Below are 19,497 nucleotides of genomic sequence, written 5' to 3'. Positions count from 1 at the left end.
AGATAAAAAAAACAAACTACTGACTCAATTGGATTACGAACCTATAAATACTAGAAGAAACTTTTTAAGCGAAGGATTAGTTATTTTCAAAAATGATAAAAAATATGGCTTTATAAATTTAAAGGGGAAAGTCATAATAGAGGCTATTTATGAAGAAGCACTCCCATTTAAAGATGGTTTAGCAAAAGTTAAATTAAATAACAAATATGGTTTTATAAACACAAAAGGTCAAGTTGTTATCAAAATTGAATATGATTATCTTTCTGATATGATTGAAAACAGGGTACTATTTAAAAATAAATAAATCCCATTTTTATCGATTTTGAGTCTAAAATTATTATTATTTGATTTTTGATTTAGAAGTACTGCTCCTATTTAAGAATTATCTCTGCAATCGCGTTAATATCAACGCACTTTTTATATTTTTGCACCATTATGGCAAAACAAGAAGATAATTTTAAAAATGTAATTTCACACGCAAAAGAGTACGGATTTATTTTTCCGTCCAGTGAAATTTACGACGGTTTGAGTGCAGTGTATGACTATGCTCAAAACGGAGCAGAATTAAAGAAAAATATCCGAGAATATTGGTGGAAATCGATGGTACAAATGCACGAAAATATTGTGGGTATTGACGCCGCAATATTTATGCATCCAACCACTTGGAAAGCGTCCGGTCACGTGGATGCTTTTAATGACCCATTAATTGACAATAAAGACTCTAAAAAAAGATACCGTGCCGATGTTTTAATTGAGGATTATGCCGAAAAATTAAATCAAAAAGCACAAAAGGAAATCGATAAAGCCAAAGAACGTTTTGGGGAAGCCTTTGACGAAGCCCAATATGTGACCACTAATGGTCGTGTGATGGAATACAAAGCCAAGCAACGCGAGATTTTGGAACGAATGGCTCGTTCGTTAGGAAACGAAGATTTGGCTGATGTAAAGGCTTTAATTGAAGAGCTGGAAATTGCTTGTCCGGAGTCCGGTTCCCGAAATTGGACCGAAGTCCGTCAGTTTAACTTGATGTTTGGGACAAAAATCGGAGCTTCTGCTGATTCTTCCATGGATTTATACTTGCGTCCGGAAACCGCTCAGGGAATTTTTGTGAATTTTTTAAACGTTCAAAAATCAGGGCGGATGAAAATTCCGTTTGGTATTGCTCAAACCGGAAAAGCGTTCAGAAACGAAATCGTAGCTCGTCAGTTCATCTTCCGCATGCGTGAATTTGAACAAATGGAAATGCAGTTTTTCGTGAAACCGGGCGAAGAAATGAAATGGTACGAATACTGGAAAGAAACCCGATTAAAATGGCATTTATCACTTGGTTTAGGTAAAGAAAATTACCGTTTTCACGACCATGAAAAATTAGCTCATTACGCAAATGCTGCTGCAGATATTGAATTTAATTTCCCATTCGGATTTAAAGAATTGGAAGGAATTCATTCGCGAACGGACTTTGATTTAAAAGCTCACGAAAAATTTTCCGGTAAAAAATTACAGTATTTTGACACGGATGAAAATAAAAACTATGTTCCTTATGTTGTAGAGACTTCAGTTGGATTAGACCGAATGTTTTTGGCAGTTTTTGCCAATTCATTAACGGAGGAAACATTGGAAGATGGATCTACTCGAACAGTTTTGCGTTTACCTTCAGTTTTAGCACCAACCAAAGCAGCTATTTTACCATTGGTAAAGAAAGACGGATTACCTGAGATTGCAAGAAAAATTATTGAAGAATTAAAATGGGATTTCAACGTTGCCTATGATGAAAAAGATGCAGTGGGTCGTCGTTACAGAAGACAAGATGCTTTGGGAACTCCTTTTTGTATCACCGTAGATCATCAAACAATTGAAGATGAAACCGTAACCATTCGTCATAGAGATACAATGCAACAAGATCGCGTAAAGATTTCAGAAGTAAAGGACATTATCGCCAACGACGTTTCGATGCGGAATTGGTTGATGAAAATGTAATTTTTAAAAAATTATAAAAATGAAAAATCCCAAATTCCAATTACTTGGAATTTGGGATTTTAATTTATAATTTATTTTGATTAGAATCTATATCCTACAGTTATACCGCCTCTCCCAATAAATTCAAAATCGCGATCGTTATTATATTCGCTAAATAAATTTCGTCCAACACCTGCATTAATTTCAAAAGTCACTCCTCTTCTTGAAATCCATTTGCTTCCAACGCCCACACCAAAAGCGAAATCGGTAATGGTTTTATAACTTTCATTGTAGGTGCCTCCGTCATAATTATAGATGTAATCATCAACTTGATTCAACATACCAAAGCCTTCGGCAAAAAATCCAGCTGCAGGTTTTTTACCAAAATAGAAACGGTAGTAGGGTGTGATGGCCCACCGAACATCCATTTGATCAATTAATGCAACACTCGCACTAATTCCTAACCCGGATTCTTCGTTCAACAAACGTTCATATGTGGCTTCAAAACTTCCTAATACCAACATAAGTGCATTACCTTTAATTTCATTTCTTTTAAAATCAGGTATTTCCTGTTCTTGAGCAACTGAGTTCAATCCAAATGATAGAACAACCAACAAAATAATTTTTTTCATAAAATAAATGTTTGAATTTTTTTACGAAAATAACAAATACTGTACCATGACTAAAATAAATTTTGTGATAAAATCAAAATTAACAATTCAAGTGAAAGTCAGTTCAAAAATGTTCCACTTACTTTTAAACAGCACCATTTAATTAAATTACTTACATTTCTGTTTAAGAGTTTGTTAATAATTATAAATAATTCCATTTAAACAAACCCTTATTATACCTATAATTGTATAATATTTACTATTATGCCCCTATAGTCTACCCTTGTTAATCTATTTTTCAATTGGTCATTCCTGACAGTTCCGGCTGTTTGGTCCATAATCAATACGATTTATAGGTAAATGCAAAACAGGTACATTATACTTGATGACGATTCTAAAAGTATTTTGAAAATTCAATCCGTAATGGAGCGTTTTTCAAATTTTACTTGTATCGCTTCGGCGACTACTTATGAAGAAGGTTTGAATTTGATTCTAGAATTTCAACCTGATTTTGTTTTTCTGGAGATTAATCCAGTAGTTCAATCTTCTCAATTTTCTTTGCTGCTAATTAATGAATTACATCGCTACTTAAAAAACATACCCAAGATTATTGCGATTTCCCATGATTCATCTTTGGCTTATGAAGCTCTAAAATATGATGTGATTGATTATCTTGTGAAACCCATCTCTGAAGTTGATTTAAGAAAAACATTTTTACGCATGGAGAAAAATGACTTTTCGAGAATTAATAATTCATTGCAAGGAATCACTCCCACAGTGCCTTTTGAACAAAAAACTGATTTGCCTTTCCAACAAAATAGTATTCTCAATCAAAGTGAAAGGGATGCTAGTGATCTTCTTGCTTTAAAAAATGAAATTACAACTGTGAGAGAATCAATAGTACATTTACTTTCAACTACCTCCAATGTAATAGATACGAAACATATTACAGATTTAATCATTCAAACCATTTCTGAAAACCTAGCGGTTATAAAAGAAATTGATTGGACTTCAATAGTGAATGAAAAAGTATTGCTGGCAAATAAATTTTCTGATCTTGGGCCGGCTCCAGAAGAATCTAAAAGAAAGCTCATTTGCATAAAATCGTATGGAGATTATAGGTTTTTAGAATTAAATGACTTAGCTTTTCTGCAAGCAGATAACAACTCAACTGACATTACCTTAAACACTGGCGAACAAATTACAGCCTTTAAAACTTTAAAATATTTTGAAGAAAATCTTCCTTCAAACTTTTACAGAATTCACAATAGTTACATTGTAAACAAAGACTACATATCTCGGATTCATACCGGAAACAGCCTGTGTTACATCAAAAACACCAAAAATCAAATTCCTTTCTCAAAGAGCTACAAAGACAATATAGACCTACTATTAAGCCAATTAGGAGGCTCTGAACAAAAAGAAAGTTAAAATCTGCTCATCTGCCCTTTTAAAATAGAATTCTACAATCAAACAAGCATCATCTACAATTTACCCCGCTGTTTTTGTGGGAGCGACTGAAGTTCTACAATACTTTTACAGCAGAAATATGACTCCCACGTTGTTGTCATATATATAGTAATTAAATTTTTACTAAAATAAAAAATATTAAGATTTCCAAAAAAATTAACTTATAAAAACACAACATTATGAAAACTTTATTCGCTTTAATCGGACTATTTATGTTTGCTTCTGTATCAACGACAACTTTAAACGCAAACACAACATCAACTGACGAACCAGTTCTTACTGAAGATGGTGGAGCAGCTGTTGGAGGAGGAAAAAGAGTTTTAATTCTTTTCTAGAATTTGAAAATTAAGAAACTTTTTAGGAGTTTCGTTCAACATATAAATCTTTTTAATATTTTTGGATATGCTATCTAAAATATTACAAAGATTTTTTTGTTTTATACTACTAATTCTTGTTGTTGGCTGTAAGAAGACATCAACAAAAAGTTTGGGTGCAAACATACACCTGCAGGATAGTATTAACTACTATATTCAATCTGCGAATGATTTCTCTAAATCTGAAAAGCAAATTATTCGACAATTATCTAAGGCAGAATATTTAACTGAATTACAAGATATTGACTCCCTGTATATTACTAATAAATACTATATTGGATTCGTCTATGATAATATAGGACAACATAAAAAATTCAAGACAATAGTTGAGGATGTAATAAGAAGAACTATCAAAATTAACGATTCTTTAAATTTAGCAAGGGGTTATGCATATTTAGGAGAGTATTACACCAACACCATGAAAATGGATAGTGCTATTATTTATTTTCATCAAGCAGAAAAAATATTTTTACAATTTAATGATAATGCTCGTGTGGGACGCATGCAAATTAAAATGGCTACTGCCAAATTCAAAGAGCGTGATTACATTGGTAGTGAAAAGTCAGCGGTTCTAGCATTGAATAATTTACGGTTGGCCAATGATAAATTATTAGAATACGAAGCCTACAATTTATTAGGGATCACCTGTATTGAAATAAAAGATTTTGACAAAGCACAAGAATACTTTGAACGTGCTTTAACTATATCCGAAAAGGAACAACTAGAAGAGCTTGGGCAATATCAATCCAAAGCAATTACCTTAAATAATTTAGGTTTGGTGTACTTAAAAAGTGAAAAATATGCACCTGCATTGAGTTATTTTAAACAAGCACTCGCCAATCCAAATTTAGAAGAGGAATATCCTTTATTATATGCTACTATATTGACAAATATAGGCAGGTGTAATACAAAGCTCAAGAATTTTTCTACTTTGCAAGAGGATTTATATACTGGCTTAAACATAAGAAAAAATGAGAATAATATTCCTCAAATAATTGATAGTGAACTTGCACTTTCTGAATTTTATAACATACAGGGTAAAAAAGACAGTGCTCAATATTATGCCAACAGTGCGTTTAAAGCATCCAAAGACTCTAAAATACTAAACCTTCAGCTATTAAGTATTGAACAACTTAGAAGAGTTGAGCCTGAAAAGGAAAACATCTACTCAAAAATCTATATAACATTATCAGATAGTTTGATTGCTGCGGAACGTAAGTCGAGCGAAAAATTTGCACGTATTGAATTTGAAACCGATGAATTTAGAAGACAAAAAGAGCAGCTGGCTATTCAAAACAGAAACATCATTATTTTTACTCTTTTTGCCTTTTTTATCGGGGCTCTATTATTTGTTATTCGTTTTCAAAGAAATCGAAATATGCAATTGCAGATGACGGAAGCACAGCAGAAAGCCAACGAAGAAATTTACAATTTAATGCTTAGTCAACAGAAAAAACTAGATGAGGTAATTCAAAAAGAGAAGCAACGGATTGCACAGGAGCTCCATGATGGCGTTTTGGGACGTTTATTTGGTGCTCGTTTGAATTTGGACAGTTTGAACAAAAAAGATGACCCTAAAGCCGTAGAAAGAAGAAATCATTACATTTCTGAACTTAAAACTATTGAGCAAGACATTCGAGAAATATCGCATGAGTTGAATAGAGAAAAATATGCTTTAATTAATAATTTTGTGACAATCATCACGAACCTTTTTGAAGAACAAAAAACAATTTCAGAGGCAAAATTAACTGCAACTATAGATTCGTCTATTAATTGGTCTAAAATTGATAATACAGTTAAAATTAATCTATACCGAATTATTCAGGAATCCTTTCAAAACATTAATAAATATGCAAAGGCAACTAAGATTTTGCTAAGCCTTGAAAAAGATAAAGAAAATTTAAAATTACTAATTATTGATGATGGCGTTGGGTTTGACATAACAAAAAAATCAAAAGGAATTGGTATCCAAAATATTGAAACTCGAGTAAAAGCATGTCATGGTAAGTTTGAAATTAAATCTAAGAAAGGAGAAGGCACAACCATTCAAATCTGGATACTTATGGAACAAAACCAAGTGATTGCATCTTAAAATCAAATTTTTTCAACAAAAGGAACAGCTGTATTAAAAAGTTCGTTTAGTAACTCAATTAATTGCGTCTTAAAATCTTGAATAATTGCGTCATCAATTTCTGAAACCACAATTTTATCCTCTTTATGAATAAAAGGCATAAAGCCTTCCTTTAAGTTTTTAAATGATAGGATGCCAACTTCGAGTGTGTCATTTGGAAACGCTGATTGAACCAAAAACGCATAACACAATAATTGGATAATTTTATCATATTTACTGTCTTGAGTTATTCCTTCCCAATCAGTAATTAGTAAAGCCGCTTGTTCAACTTTACCTGTTTTATAGTCAATAATGCGGAGTTTATTATTTCTTAACTCTATTCGATCTACATTCCCTTTGATTTTTATTGGAAAAGGTAAGCGTTTGTCGTCAAGAATTCTTTCGAAATTCTTTTCTAAATAGAGAACGTTTACTATATCACCCTTTTGCAAAAGCTTTCGCTCCAGTGATAAAAAGTTGGAAATATTTCGTTTGGCAACTTCAAAAGCCAATAAATTTTTGCCTTTTGTTAGTTCCCCTTCTTTAAAAACTTTTTTAAATTGCTTAAATACCTCATCATTCACTAAGTATCTCATGTTATCGATATGAAAAACTGTTAGCTGAGTATTTAGAAACGGTTTGAATAATTCTTCTAAAGTAGCATGGATGATTGTTCCCAATGTATTTGCGGCTATATTTTCTTCTACTTCTTCATTTTCGGCTATACGAAGTACTCTTTCAAAATAAAACTGTATTGGATTTCTAATGTAGGTAGTTAGTGTTGATGGACTAAATCCATTACTAGCCATTTCCTTCAATCGCTCCATTAATAAATCCGATTTGGGTACCACCATCGGACTAGATGATTTATCCGGTAAAACAGCGTTATAAATTCGATGAGTAATGGTATGATCGGATTGTTTCTCAACTTCCAATTGAGTAATAAATCGGCTTTTCTCTCCCGCATCAATTCCTTCAGATTCGGTATTGTATAGCAGGTATACTGTTTTAGCTCGTTGCAAAAGGTGATAAAAATGATAGGTATATATTGCATCTTTTTCTTTAAAAGTAGGCAACCCCAATTCCCTTTTAACATCCAATGGAATAAATGAATTTTGCGATTTCCCGGCTGGAAAAACACCTTCGTTCATAGAAGTTATAATTACTGTATCAAAATCTAAAACTCTACTTTCTAAAACGCCCATAATTTGAAGTCCGAGCAATGGTTCGCCTTCAAAGGACACTTCAGCTAATTCTACAACTTGCTTATAAAGTATATAAAGCCCTTCAATGTTTGTAACATGGTTGAATTGCTCACAATAACTTTTTAGTTTATTAATGACTTTAAAAATAGCATATATGAAACTGTTTGAAAGTTGATTTTCGCTTGATTCCAACTGAAGAAGTTCTTTAATTTGCAGTAAGATCAACAAAATGATTCCTAAATTTTCTACTGCATCATTCGTCCACTTTTGGAACAACAACGTAAATAAAGGACTCTTACGAGAATGCATTTCCATCAATTTGTGATGCGATATAAAAGTAAAATTGTTTTGATTGATTAATTGAATCAGTTCATTGGCATTAACGAACGGTTCGACTAACGGATTTTGAAGAATTTCAAGCACCTCTTTGTAATAAAACACATAGCTGGATTGACTTCTTTTAAATCCATTCTGATGCATTTTAAATAGTTTGGAAATCAACACTTGTGCCGGGTTATTTTTACCTGAATAACCCATTGTAATATTCAAACTAGAGACAGAATCTGGTAAAGAATGCAAAACAGGGAGCAGTAAATTCTCCTCTCCAAGTACAATGGCCACTTTACTTAACGACTTTTTTTCTGCTAAATCATTAATGATTACTCCAACTAATTTAGCCTGTCCAATCGTTTTTGGAGTTCCTAAAATATGAATATCCTTTGGCTCCTTAAAGGCATTAAATATCCATTCATAGGCATTATTTTTGTAGTACGGCCAGTTATTTTTTATTCTCCTGGAAAACAAACCGGCATCATGATAAGGGTCATTTAAAAATGATTCTTCAACATCCCAAAGCACTTGAGCTTTATCTAAGGATAATAAATGCTGAAAAATCTTTTCTTCTGCTTGATTTAAAGCATTAAACCCCGCAAAAATATATTTTTTATTTCCAATTGAATTCGTAAAATGATGAATATTCTCAACTGCCTCTCGGTATATCAGGCCTTGATACCCGACGCCCTTTGCTAATAAATGTTTGTAAAAGGAATCATAGTATAATGGGATATTATCCCAAAAAAGAAGATAACTTTTAATTAATTCTGTTAGGTCTTTTGATTCTAAGTCCCATCTTTTGATAGCTTCAATATCCTTTAAATAGGAAAACACATGCTTAGAATCGAGCAAATACCGGTCAATTTCATTAAAATCTTGCAGTAAAGATATTCCCCAGTTTGAAAATTGCTCAAAAGACTGTTGGTTCAGTTTTTCTGTAACCAGAAGATACGTGTTATAAAATTCAAACAGCAGCTCTACTGCATCAATCGATCGAATTCCTGCCACTTCTTGAATAAAATCCTCAATGCTTAAAATTTGCGGAGCAAAATTATTTTGTTGCATCTGTTTCTGTAATTCAGCAAGTAAAAAAACCTTGGCTCTTTTGTTTGGCAAAATAATTATTACATCTTCAATTGAAGAAGAATAATTAGCTATAATACTATGTGCTACTAATGATAAAAAGGTAGGTGAATTCATTTTATAAAAATAAAAAAAACGTCCCGATAAATCGGGACGTTTTAATAGAATTTAAATGAAGTATATTATTTAACTAATATTACATCCACTCTTCTGTTTTTGGCTCTACCAACAGCTGTTTTATTTTCACTGATTGGATTGTCAGGACCAAATCCAGTAGAAGTTAAATTAGCAACATTAACGCCTTTAGAAGCTAAATAATCTTTCACTGCATCAGCTCTAGATTGAGATAATTTTTTGTTTAAAGCTTTGCTTCCTGTACTATCTGTATGACCTTCAATTTTGAATTTAGCTTCTGGATGTTCTAACATGATAAAAGACATTCCGTCTAATGTTACCATAGACTCTTTTTTCAATTTAGAAGTACCTGTTTCAAAGAAGATGTTTTTAGCAGCATCGTTGATTGCTTGAACTTTTGCTTCAGTAATTTCAGGACAACCTTGGTTAGCTACAGTACCTGCTACATCCGGACATCTGTCATCTTTGTCAAGAACTGTGTCACCATCTCTATCTGGCCATGGACAACCACCATTTTCTCTTGGTCCTTTTTCATTTGGACATTTATCATCTTTATCAGCAATACCGTCCCCATCTGTATCAGGACAACCTCTTAATGAAGCTGGACCAGCTACCTCAGGACAATCATCGTTTTTGTCAGCAAGACCGTCACCGTCTGTATCAGGACAACCTTTCAAAGAAGCAGGGCCAGCTAAATCTGGACACTCATCTTCACTGTCAATAATTTTGTCGCCATCAGTATCAGGACAACCATTGAATTCTAATAAACCAGCAACTTCAGGACAAGCATCATCCTTGTCATAAATACCGTCACCGTCTGTGTCTTTTCCACCAAATTTAAAAGTAAGACCTGCAAAATGTTGCATGTGGGTTGGCATATCCACTCTAATTTCATCAAATGAATACTTGTATGTTGAACGTAATGAAAAGCCAATGAAGTCATTAAACCAAAAATTTAATCCTAAACCTCCATTTACAGTTCCCGCACTGTTATCACCATAAAAAGTGTAACCACCACCAACGTGTGCAGTTGGCTCTAAAAAGCCATAAAGATGACCAAAACTATAGTTGATGACACCATCAATACCATAGTACATTAAATCACCTGGATTTACCACTGTAAAATCTTCAGGTTTATTTCTTGGCTCTACAAATTTTGTGATTTTGTTAAACGAACCTGTAACTCCGAAAGAGAAATTGCCTCCAACATACTTAGATACGCTCACGTAACTAATAGAAGGAACAATATTCCAATAATCGTTTGCATTAAAATACTCTGAAAATTGATTTTGCATACTTTCGGCTGCACTTACTCTTGCACCATCAGTAGCGTTAACTCCCAAAGAGATTGCCCAAGGGTTATTACTGTCTTGTGCGTTAGAACTAAGCCCAACCATCATTATTACAGCAATAAATAATTTGTTTAGATGTTTCATACTTGATTTGTTTTGATTACAATACAACGTTAATTTAAAGCAAAAATATGTTGTTTTGTTGATATTACAAAATAAAATGTTAAAAATATTAATAATAGATAATTTACATTAGTTAATGACCTTCAATTGTTGACCAACTTCTGTAAATGCAGTAATGGCTTTGTCTACTTGTTCCTTAGAATGAGCAGCTGATAATTGGACTCTAATACGTGCTTTTTCCTTTGGTACAACAGGAAAAAAAAAGCCAATAACATAGATGCCTTTTTTCAGTAATTCATTAGCCATGTTTTGTGCTAATTTAGCATCATATAACATTACCGGCACAATTGCAGAGTCTCCATCAATTATATCAAAACCTGCAGCCTTCATTCCCTTTTTAAAATAATTGGTATTCCATTCTAATTGATCTCTTAAAGTGGTATCTTTTTCTAACAATTCGAAAACTTTCAAAGAGGCTCCAACAATCGAAGGGGCCAATGAATTTGAAAATAAATACGGTCTTGATCGTTGTCGCAATAATTCAATTATTTCTTTCTTTGCAGTCGTGTATCCTCCCATTGCCCCGCCCAATGCTTTTCCTAAAGTTCCGGTTATAATATCAACTCTGCCCATAACGCCTTTTGCCTCCATTGTCCCCTTTCCTGTTGCTCCAATAAAACCGGCAGCATGGCATTCATCCACCATTACCATCGCATCATATTTATCGGCTAAATCGCAAATTTTATCCAAAGGAGCTACTAATCCATCCATTGAAAATACACCATCGGTTACAATCAACTTAAAACGACGTCCTTCCTCATTTGCTTTGATTAACTGCTGTTCCAAATCATTCATGTTACTGTTCTCATAACGATAACGTGCAGCCTTACACAAACGAACACCATCGATAATCGACGCATGATTTAAACTATCAGATATAATTGCATCCTCTTCACCCAGTAAAGGTTCGAAAACTCCTCCATTTGCATCAAAAGCAGCAGCATATAAAATAGTGTCTTCTGTTCCGTAAAATTCCGCTATCTTTTTCTCTAACTCCTTATGTATATCTTGCGTTCCACAAATAAAGCGTACAGATGACATTCCAAAACCATGGGTATCTAAAGCATCTTTGGCTGCTTGAATTACTTCGGGATGAGAAGATAGTCCTAAGTAGTTATTCGCACAAAAATTTAAAACTTTTTCCCCGGTTGAGATGGTTATTTCTGCTCCTTGAGGAGAAGTTATGATTCGTTCTTTTTTAAACAATCCATTCTGTTCGATTGTTTCTAATTCATTTTGTAAATGTTGTTGTATTTTACCGTACATAAAGTATAATTTTTACAAAGTTACTATTTTCAATGTTTCTCCAATATAAACCAGTGCTTTTTTAAGTACTCTGAAACCCATTGTTTCCAAAGCTTGTTCATAGGTTTCCAATTGTTTGCGGTGCGTCGAATTTGGCTCACCTGTTTTGTAATCTACTAACATTGCCTCTCCATTAGCAGTTATAACAATTCGATCAGGCTGTATCAAAGAATCTGATTTGCGAATAATTGTTTGCTCATTCAGAATTTTGAGGTCCGATCGAAAGAAATCAATCAATTCCGGATGTGTGCAAATTTGAAGAATAACTTCAGACACCTCGTTTTTCTGTCCCGAATTTATTAATCCATTTTCAAGAGCTTTGCTAATAGCCAATGTTATATCATCAACCGTTTTTACGTAGGATAAAATCTCATGAATTACATTTCCGTATTCAATTGCTTTTTGTTGATGGGTTCCCCACATCAAACTCTCTTTATGAACAATTTTTATGGCAGCTGGCGGCAAAGTATTTTGAATCCAACCAATTGGTTGTATAGATTGCACCGCTTTTCCTGCAATTGAAATTCGTTCTTCTTTCCCCCATTGATAATTCAATTGTGACGAGTTGAAAAATCCTTTATGTCTTAAATAATTAAGAAAAAACGTTGACATATTATTACTTACGAGTTCTCCCGTAGAAGTTACGTTCATACTTGAAATTATATATAACTGCTCTTCGGCACGTGTTAATGCCACATATAAGACATTGATGTTATCTAAAAGCTCTTCTTCTTTCTTTTGTTGATAAACAAACTGTGCAGATTCTCCGAGTTCTTCAACAGATTTATTATTGTCAACCAATATTTTGTTTAATGGAATCAGCTCGTTTTGAGGTTCTATCCACAATTTATCTTTTGGAGCGTTTGAATAACTTTCTTCCGCAAAAGGGAAAATAACTACCGGAAATTCTAACCCCTTCGCTTTATGAATGGTCATAATTCGAATGGCATTATTCCCTTCGGGTGAAGGAATGCTGAAACGAGCGGCATTGTTGTCCCAATATTCTAAAAAATCAGAGATGCCCGAACTTTTTTTTATGTCGTGTTCCAAAACTCTATCCAAGAAATCCTGCAAATAGGCATTGGTTTCCTTCGGTTGAATAAATGATGAAATAATGATTTCCACCACTTCAAAAAGGGCCTTTTTTCGCAGCAGTTGAAACGACATCTTTAAATCAAATGTGAGCAACCACTTTTCAAGTTCTACTTCCGAGGTATACTCCATGCCATGAAAAATAAAATCGTGCACAGGAATTGATTGTTGTAAATGAGTTCCTATATAATGTAGAAAGTTTGCCTTTGATTCCTTGTCTGAGTCATTTTTGACATAGCGTAAAACATGAAGTACCAATTGGACTTCGGCAGAATTTTGAAGCAAAAGTGTTTCCGAAGAAACAATTGGAATACCATTTTCCGTTAAAAAAGTAGCAATTTTTATCGCAGGATCTTTTTTACGGGTTAAAACAACTATATCTCGATAAGTAAAATGCTTACTCAACAACTTGTCAATAGTTGATTTGATGGCTTCTAAATACAACTCGTCTTTATCAAAAGCAGCAGTTGTTTTTTCTTTGGCTGGTATAAATGATAAGTTAACAAAACCTCCCTTTTTATTGTTTTTCTTTTGAAAACTATGGTTTTCATATAAGTCCTTGTAATCCGGATTTTGAAAACTCGAGGATATAAATTTGAAAAAGCTATTATTAAAATCAATTATTTCAGAATAACTTCTCCAATTAGTATCTAATTTATGAATTGATTTATCGGGATTAACAAACGGGTTTCTATTTTTACCCAATTCAATAAATTGTTCTGCTTTGCCGCCTCTCCATCGGTAAATTGATTGTTTAGGATCGCCAACAATCATTAAAGTGCCACGTTCACCCTGCAAATCTTCACTCGACAAGGCATTGTCTATCAAGGGAATTAAATTTTCCCATTGCATTTGCGAGGTATCTTGAAATTCATCAATGAAAAAATGCTTGTAGCGTTCGCCCATTCGCTCATAAATAAAGGGTGCAGGTTGCTTTTGAATTTCGTTGTGAATAATTGAATTGAATTCTGAAATTGAGAGAATGCTTTGTTCCTCTTGAATTTTATGTAATTCCTGACTCACTTGATTGAGTAAGGATAACGGATTGATGTTTTTTAAGAAAGAAGTGTAAAGTAAATGATTTTTAGTTTTTGCATCAATTTCTTCAAAATAAAATAGAAGTTTTGGTGCTATTGCATCGACAGCGTCTTTTTGAAATTGCGGAATAGATTTTGAATAACGATTCCCCTCGGCTAAATATTCTCTTATCTTAGGATTATTGGTGATTTTCCCTTTTGAAAAACCATTGAAATAATTGTATACTACTTTCCTTGTAAAAGCTGTTTCATCGAGCTGCTGTTCTTTAATAATATCAAATGCCATGCTTGCCTGTTCCACACAAAACGATTCAATTTCTTTTACTTGAGAAATAAGCGATTCTTTCAGAGAAACAAATTCTGAAATTGATTTTTCTTTAAAATGTTCAATTTCTTGGCGGCTGTTTTCATTGGTTAAAAGCTTTGCAATCTCTTTTATGTCTCTACTTACATCCCACGATTTATCGTCGTCTGCTTTCTCTAAAGTAAAATCAACCAATAATTTGGTCAACATTGAATCTTCGCCTACTTTTGCTAGTAAAGCATCAATCGCTTCCACAAGCAGATTGTCCGTTTCTAAAGAAACTTCAAATGTAGCCGGTAAATTCAAATCGTGAGCAAACGTTCGGATTACTTTGTGTGTAAATTTATCAATGGTTGAAATATCAAAAGCTGCGTAATTATGAATGATGTTTCGGATAATTGCTTTTGATTTGTAATGAATAGCTTGTTCAGACAGATGGGTTTCCTCTTGAATTTGATGCATCATCTCAACAGCTTTGGCGTTGGGAATCTCTTTTGAAAATTCAGAAAGAGCATCCAATACCCTTGACTTCATTTCGCCTACAGCCTTATTGGTGAAAGTAATGGCTAAAATATTTTTATAGGCATCTTCTTTGGTTGAAGTAAGAATAATTTTTAAATATTCTTTCACCAATGTAAATGTTTTGCCTGAACCGGCAGAAGCGTCGTAAATTGAAAAGGCGGTTTTATTCAAATCAATAATTAATTTTAATACAACAATAACAGATACTATTTCTTATTCCAAAAGTAATTGTTTAAATTTGATGCAACTATTGTGAAACATAAAAAATAATACTATGTCTTTTGAATTACCAAAATTACCCTACGCATACGATGCATTAGAACCACATATTGACGCTCGTACCATGGAAATCCACCATTCTAAGCACCATGCTGCCTATACAAACAATTTGAATGCTGCAATTGCCGGGACAGAAATGGACGGAAAAACCATTGAAAACATTTTAATCAATTTAGATAAAGCCAATGCGGCAGTTCGTAATAACGGCGGAGGTTTTTATAACCATAACTTATTTTGGACAGTAATGTCGCCAAATGGAGGAGGAATTCCCACAGGAGAATTAGCAGAAGCTATTGAACGTGACTTTGGAACGTTTGAAGAATTTAAAGCGAAGTTTTCGAAAGCGGGAGCTACACAGTTCGGTTCTGGATGGGCATTTTTATGTGTTCAAAAAGGAGGTAAATTAGATGTTTGCGGTACTCCAAACCAAGACAACCCTTTAATGCCGGGTGTTGGTTGTGGTGGTACTCCAATTTTAGGAATGGATGTCTGGGAACATGCTTACTATTTACATTATCAAAACAGAAGACCTGATTATATTGAAGCTTTCTTCAATGTGATTAATTGGGCAGAAGTATCAAGAAGGTATGCAATAGAAAAATAAAGAACAAGCACCTCTATTTTACAAGCGACAGTCATCCGTCGCTTTTTTTTATGTAAAAAAAGGTGGAATTGCTTCCACCCTTTTGCCCCAAATCTACCATAACCTTAAACGTTCGTACTATGGTAAGACCAAATGTAGGAAGCAGTTAGGTACAAAAAATTAAAAATTGCGATTATTATGCCTGTTGGCTTCGAATTCATGTACAATAAATAATTATAAAGGTCATGTATTAGATGTTAAACTACCTAAAATCATTACTTCCGAAATAATTTAACAATAAAAAAGAGGCAATATTCGACTGAAAATACTTTCTCTCAAGCAAATTCCGAGAAAAGTATGTTCTGTTAAGAATGAGCACGGGACCACTCTCTATGGAATTTCAAGTTTTATATAAATAAAAAAGGTGGAATTGCTTCCACCCTTTTTGCCCCAAATCTACCATAAACTTAACCTACTAATGCTATGGTAAGTGTAAATGTAAGTCTATTTAAATTACATCTCCAAAATTATTAGATGAAATGCATTAAAAGTCGTTTAAGAGTATAAATCTTTCGTTAATACGCTCTTGCGTCTTTTCCTTCATAAAAATTCATGAATGCACGATTTACTACACGGTTTCCGCCGGGTGTTGGATAATCGCCGGTAAAATACCAATCTCCCAAATTTTTTGGACAAGCAATATGTAAATTTTCCACTGTTTGGAAAATAATTTTAACCTCCGCTTTAATTTCTGATGAACATAGCATTGCTGATATTTTATCTGAAATCTGTTGGTCGGTAAACGGCTCATAAATTTCTTTTACATAATTTATGACCTTATCATCATTGTAATTCTCTTGCGTTTTGCATTTTTGATATACCTCATCAACGATACTGTATCGATTTGTATCTTTTAATAATTCCATTGCTGCTTGAAAAGCTACTAAGCCTTCCAATTTTGCCATATCAATACCATAACAATCTGGATATCGAATTTGAGGGGCAGAAGAAACCACAACAATTTTCTTCGGATTTAAACGATCCATCATGCGGATAATGCTTTTTTTCAGAGTAGTTCCCCGTACGATACTATCATCGATAATTACTAGATTGTCGTTTGGTTTGATAACTCCATACGTCACATCGTAAACGTGTGCTACAAGGTCATCTCTACTACTATCTTCGGTAATAAACGTTCGAAGCTTAGCATCTTTAATTGCTACTTTTTCTGTACGTATTTTAACGGAAAGGATTTCTTCCAGCTTTTCTTTAGTTAACGTTTTTCTGTTTTCAAGAATATATTTATTTTTACGTTGATTCAAAAAATCCTGAGCTTCTTCAACCAAACCATAAAATGAGGTTTCAGCTGTATTTGGAATATAAGAGAAAACTGTGTTGTCAGTATCATTATCTATTGTTTCCAAAACCGCAGGAAGAATTAATTTCCCTAATTTTTTACGTTCTTGATAGATTTCTGCGTCACTCCCTCTGGAGAAATAAATGCGTTCAAACGAACAAGCCTTCTTTTCCAAAGGTTCAATAATTTGCTCCAATGAAAATTGTCCGTTTTTCTTAACTATCAATGCTTTTCCGGGATCCAGTTCTTGTACTTTTTCAAAAGGTACATTAAATACCGTTTGAATGACAGGACGTTCCGAAGCCACCACTACAATTTCATCATCTTCATAAAAATAGGCCGGACGAATACCGGCAGGATCACGAAGCACAAATGCATCACCATGACCTAACAAACCCGCCATTGCAAATCCGCCATCCCAATTTTTTGAAGCTCTGCTCAATATTTTACCGATATCTAATTTTTCTGCAATTACCGATGATGATTCTCTTTTAGACAATCCACTTACCTTACATTCATGGTACAAGTCAATAACTTCATCGTCTAAAAAGTGACCTATTTTTTCCATTACTGTTACCGTATCGGCTAATTCTTTTGGGTGCTGACCTAACTCCACCAAACTTTGAAACAACTCTTTTACGTTAGTCATATTAAAATTACCGGCAACAATTAAGTTTCGGTGCATCCAATTGTTTTGACGTAAAAAAGGGTGGACGCTTTCGATACTGTTTTTACCGAAAGTTCCATATCGCACATGACCCAAAAACAATTCACCTATATAAGGTAAATGTTCTTTTTGCCAGTTCACATCGTCTTGAAACTCCGGATTTGCGACCAATTCTTCATTGATTCTGCCATTTATTTGAGCAAAAATATCTTGAATGGGTTGAGCTTGATTGGAACGCACGCGACTAATGTATCGTTCACCGGGTTCCATATCAAATTTGATGCTGGCAAAACCAGCTCCGTCTTGACCTCGGTTGTGTTGCTTTTCCATGAGGAGGTACATTTTTTGTATTCCGTAAAAAGCCGAACCGTATTTTTCTTTGTAAAAAGAAAGTGGTTTCTTTAGTCGTAAAAGGGCAATCCCACATTCGTGTTTTAAGTTGTCACTCATGGTATTCTTTTGATTGTTTAAACTGAACTCGCTTCAGTTTCTTTTATACACTTATAATCTCTATAAAAAATGCCCCGATATTTCGAGGCACACTTTTTTATTCTAATTCGATATCAAATTGAGTCAACGAACGGAATTGTTTCAGGCGGTCGTATACCTCTTCTTTATCTAAATTAATCATTCGTTCCGTTCCGAATCTTTCCACACAGAACGAAGCCAGATTTGAACCGTGAATGATTGCGTTTTTCATATTTTGATAGGATATGTTCTCACTTTGGGCAATGTAGCCTGAAAAACCACCTGCAAACGTATCCCCGGCTCCGGTTGGATCAAAAACTTCTTCCAAAGGTAACGCCGGTGCAAAGAAAATTTCTTTTCCTTCAAATAGTAACGCTCCGTGTTCGCCTTTTTTGATTACTACGTATTTTGGTCCTAATTGGTGAATTTTAGCCGCAGCTTTTACCAACGAATATTCACCAGACAATTGACGGGCTTCTTCATCATTAATGGTAATAACATCTACTCGTTTGATTACGGCTAATAGTTCCGGCAAGGCACAATCCATCCAGAAGTTCATCGTATCCAACACAATCAATTTCGGTTGTTGCGTTAGTTGGTCCAAAACACCCATTTGAACAAGCGGATGCAAATTTCCTAACATCACCACATCGGCATCTTTGTATTTTTCGGGAACCACAGGTTTGAAATCGGCTAATACGTTTAACTGTGTTTCAAGCGTATCTCGTGAATTCAAATCGTTGTGGTAGCGACCACTCCAGAAGAATGTTTTGCCACCTTTAACTATTTCAATACCCGAAATATCAATGTTTCTGTTGGTTAACAAATCCAAATATTCTTGTGGGAAATCGTCGCCTACGACAGAAACAATAGCAGCATCTACATCAAAAAAGGAAGCTGAAAGTCCGATAAATGTAGCCGCCCCTCCTAATATTTTATCTGTTTTACCGAAAGGTGTTTCGATTGCATCAAAAGCAACGGTGCCCACAATTAAAAGTTTGTTCATAATTCTTTTCTTGAAATAGGGTGCAAAGATACTTCATAAGTTTGAAGTTTGAAAATTTCTGTGTTGAGAAGATTTTGTTAAATTAAAAAACTAAATCTGATAGTAATTGATTTGATTCAAGTTAA

At 33.9% G+C, this 19,497-nt stretch carries 13 protein-coding genes; 6 read left to right on the top strand and 7 right to left on the bottom strand.

The window, feature by feature from the left end; genetic code table 11:
- Nucleotides 1–304 (top strand): WG repeat-containing protein (locus ACIQ2S_RS03660; RefSeq protein ID WP_396172805.1); only part of this gene is annotated, 304 nt, incomplete at its 5' end.
- 131 nt (nt 305–435) lie between these two features.
- Nucleotides 436–1,977, top strand: a complete 1,542-nt coding sequence (locus tag ACIQ2S_RS03655) for a glycine--tRNA ligase (RefSeq protein WP_396172803.1) — start codon at nt 436–438, stop codon at nt 1,975–1,977.
- An 80-nt stretch (nt 1,978–2,057) separates the two neighbouring features.
- On the opposite strand, the gene ACIQ2S_RS03650 is transcribed toward ACIQ2S_RS03655, so the two are convergent.
- Complete coding sequence (locus ACIQ2S_RS03650) at nt 2,058–2,588, bottom strand: DUF3575 domain-containing protein (protein WP_396172801.1); 531 nt, start codon at nt 2,586–2,588, stop codon at nt 2,058–2,060.
- Between the two features lie 339 nt (nt 2,589–2,927).
- Here ACIQ2S_RS03650 and ACIQ2S_RS03645 point away from each other — a divergent pair, with 339 nt between their 5' ends.
- From ACIQ2S_RS03645 to ACIQ2S_RS03635, 3 genes are all read left to right on the top strand, one after another.
- Complete coding sequence (locus ACIQ2S_RS03645) at nt 2,928–3,998, top strand: LytTR family transcriptional regulator DNA-binding domain-containing protein (RefSeq protein WP_396172799.1); 1,071 nt, start codon at nt 2,928–2,930, stop codon at nt 3,996–3,998.
- 218 nt (nt 3,999–4,216) lie between these two features.
- Complete coding sequence (locus tag ACIQ2S_RS03640) at nt 4,217–4,372, top strand: hypothetical protein (protein ID WP_396172797.1); 156 nt, start codon at nt 4,217–4,219, stop codon at nt 4,370–4,372.
- Nucleotides 4,373–4,439: 67 nt separating this feature from the next.
- Complete coding sequence (locus ACIQ2S_RS03635; protein WP_396172793.1) at nt 4,440–6,503, top strand: tetratricopeptide repeat protein; 2,064 nt, start codon at nt 4,440–4,442, stop codon at nt 6,501–6,503.
- A 2-nt stretch (nt 6,504–6,505) separates the two neighbouring features.
- Here ACIQ2S_RS03635 and ACIQ2S_RS03630 read toward each other — a convergent pair whose 3' ends face one another.
- The 4 genes from ACIQ2S_RS03630 to ACIQ2S_RS03615 all read right to left on the bottom strand — a co-directional run bounded on the left by ACIQ2S_RS03630 (nt 6,506) and on the right by ACIQ2S_RS03615 (nt 15,183).
- Complete coding sequence (locus ACIQ2S_RS03630) at nt 6,506–9,259, bottom strand: PD-(D/E)XK nuclease family protein (protein ID WP_396172791.1); 2,754 nt, start codon at nt 9,257–9,259, stop codon at nt 6,506–6,508.
- Between the two features lie 65 nt (nt 9,260–9,324).
- On the bottom strand, nt 9,325–10,713 hold the full coding sequence (locus ACIQ2S_RS03625; protein ID WP_396172789.1) for an OmpA family protein: 1,389 nt from the start codon (nt 10,711–10,713) through the stop codon (nt 9,325–9,327).
- Nucleotides 10,714–10,821: 108 nt separating this feature from the next.
- Nucleotides 10,822–12,018, bottom strand: coding sequence for a glycine C-acetyltransferase (kbl, locus tag ACIQ2S_RS03620; protein WP_396172786.1), 1,197 nt, complete (start codon nt 12,016–12,018; stop codon nt 10,822–10,824).
- 12 nt (nt 12,019–12,030) lie between these two features.
- Nucleotides 12,031–15,183: a UvrD-helicase domain-containing protein gene (locus ACIQ2S_RS03615; protein WP_396172784.1), complete on the bottom strand. Its 3,153-nt coding sequence runs from the start codon at nt 15,181–15,183 to the stop codon at nt 12,031–12,033.
- A gap of 103 nt (nt 15,184–15,286) precedes the next feature.
- On the opposite strand from ACIQ2S_RS03615, the gene ACIQ2S_RS03610 reads away from it, so the two are divergent.
- A complete protein-coding gene (locus tag ACIQ2S_RS03610) occupies nt 15,287–15,895 on the top strand; it encodes a superoxide dismutase (RefSeq protein WP_396172781.1) in 609 nt (202 codons plus the stop codon).
- A 554-nt stretch (nt 15,896–16,449) separates the two neighbouring features.
- Here the strand turns inward: ACIQ2S_RS03610 and ACIQ2S_RS03605 are convergent.
- Both ACIQ2S_RS03605 and ACIQ2S_RS03600 read right to left on the bottom strand, forming a co-directional pair.
- Nucleotides 16,450–18,348 (bottom strand): amidophosphoribosyltransferase, encoded by a 1,899-nt coding sequence (locus ACIQ2S_RS03605; protein ID WP_396172779.1) that lies wholly within the window; start codon nt 18,346–18,348, stop codon nt 16,450–16,452.
- Between the two features lie 97 nt (nt 18,349–18,445).
- The gene (locus ACIQ2S_RS03600) at nt 18,446–19,372 is read right to left on the bottom strand and encodes a PfkB family carbohydrate kinase (RefSeq protein WP_396172777.1); all 927 of its coding nucleotides are present in this window, start codon (nt 19,370–19,372) and stop codon (nt 18,446–18,448) included.
- Between the last annotated feature and the right edge of the window lie 125 nt (nt 19,373–19,497).

The organism is Flavobacterium sp. (assembly GCF_044371705.1).
GTDB lineage: Bacteria > Bacteroidota > Bacteroidia > Flavobacteriales > Flavobacteriaceae > Flavobacterium.
The sequence above is the reverse complement of the archived record's forward strand: the minus strand, read 5'-3'. Positions and strand labels throughout refer to the sequence as shown.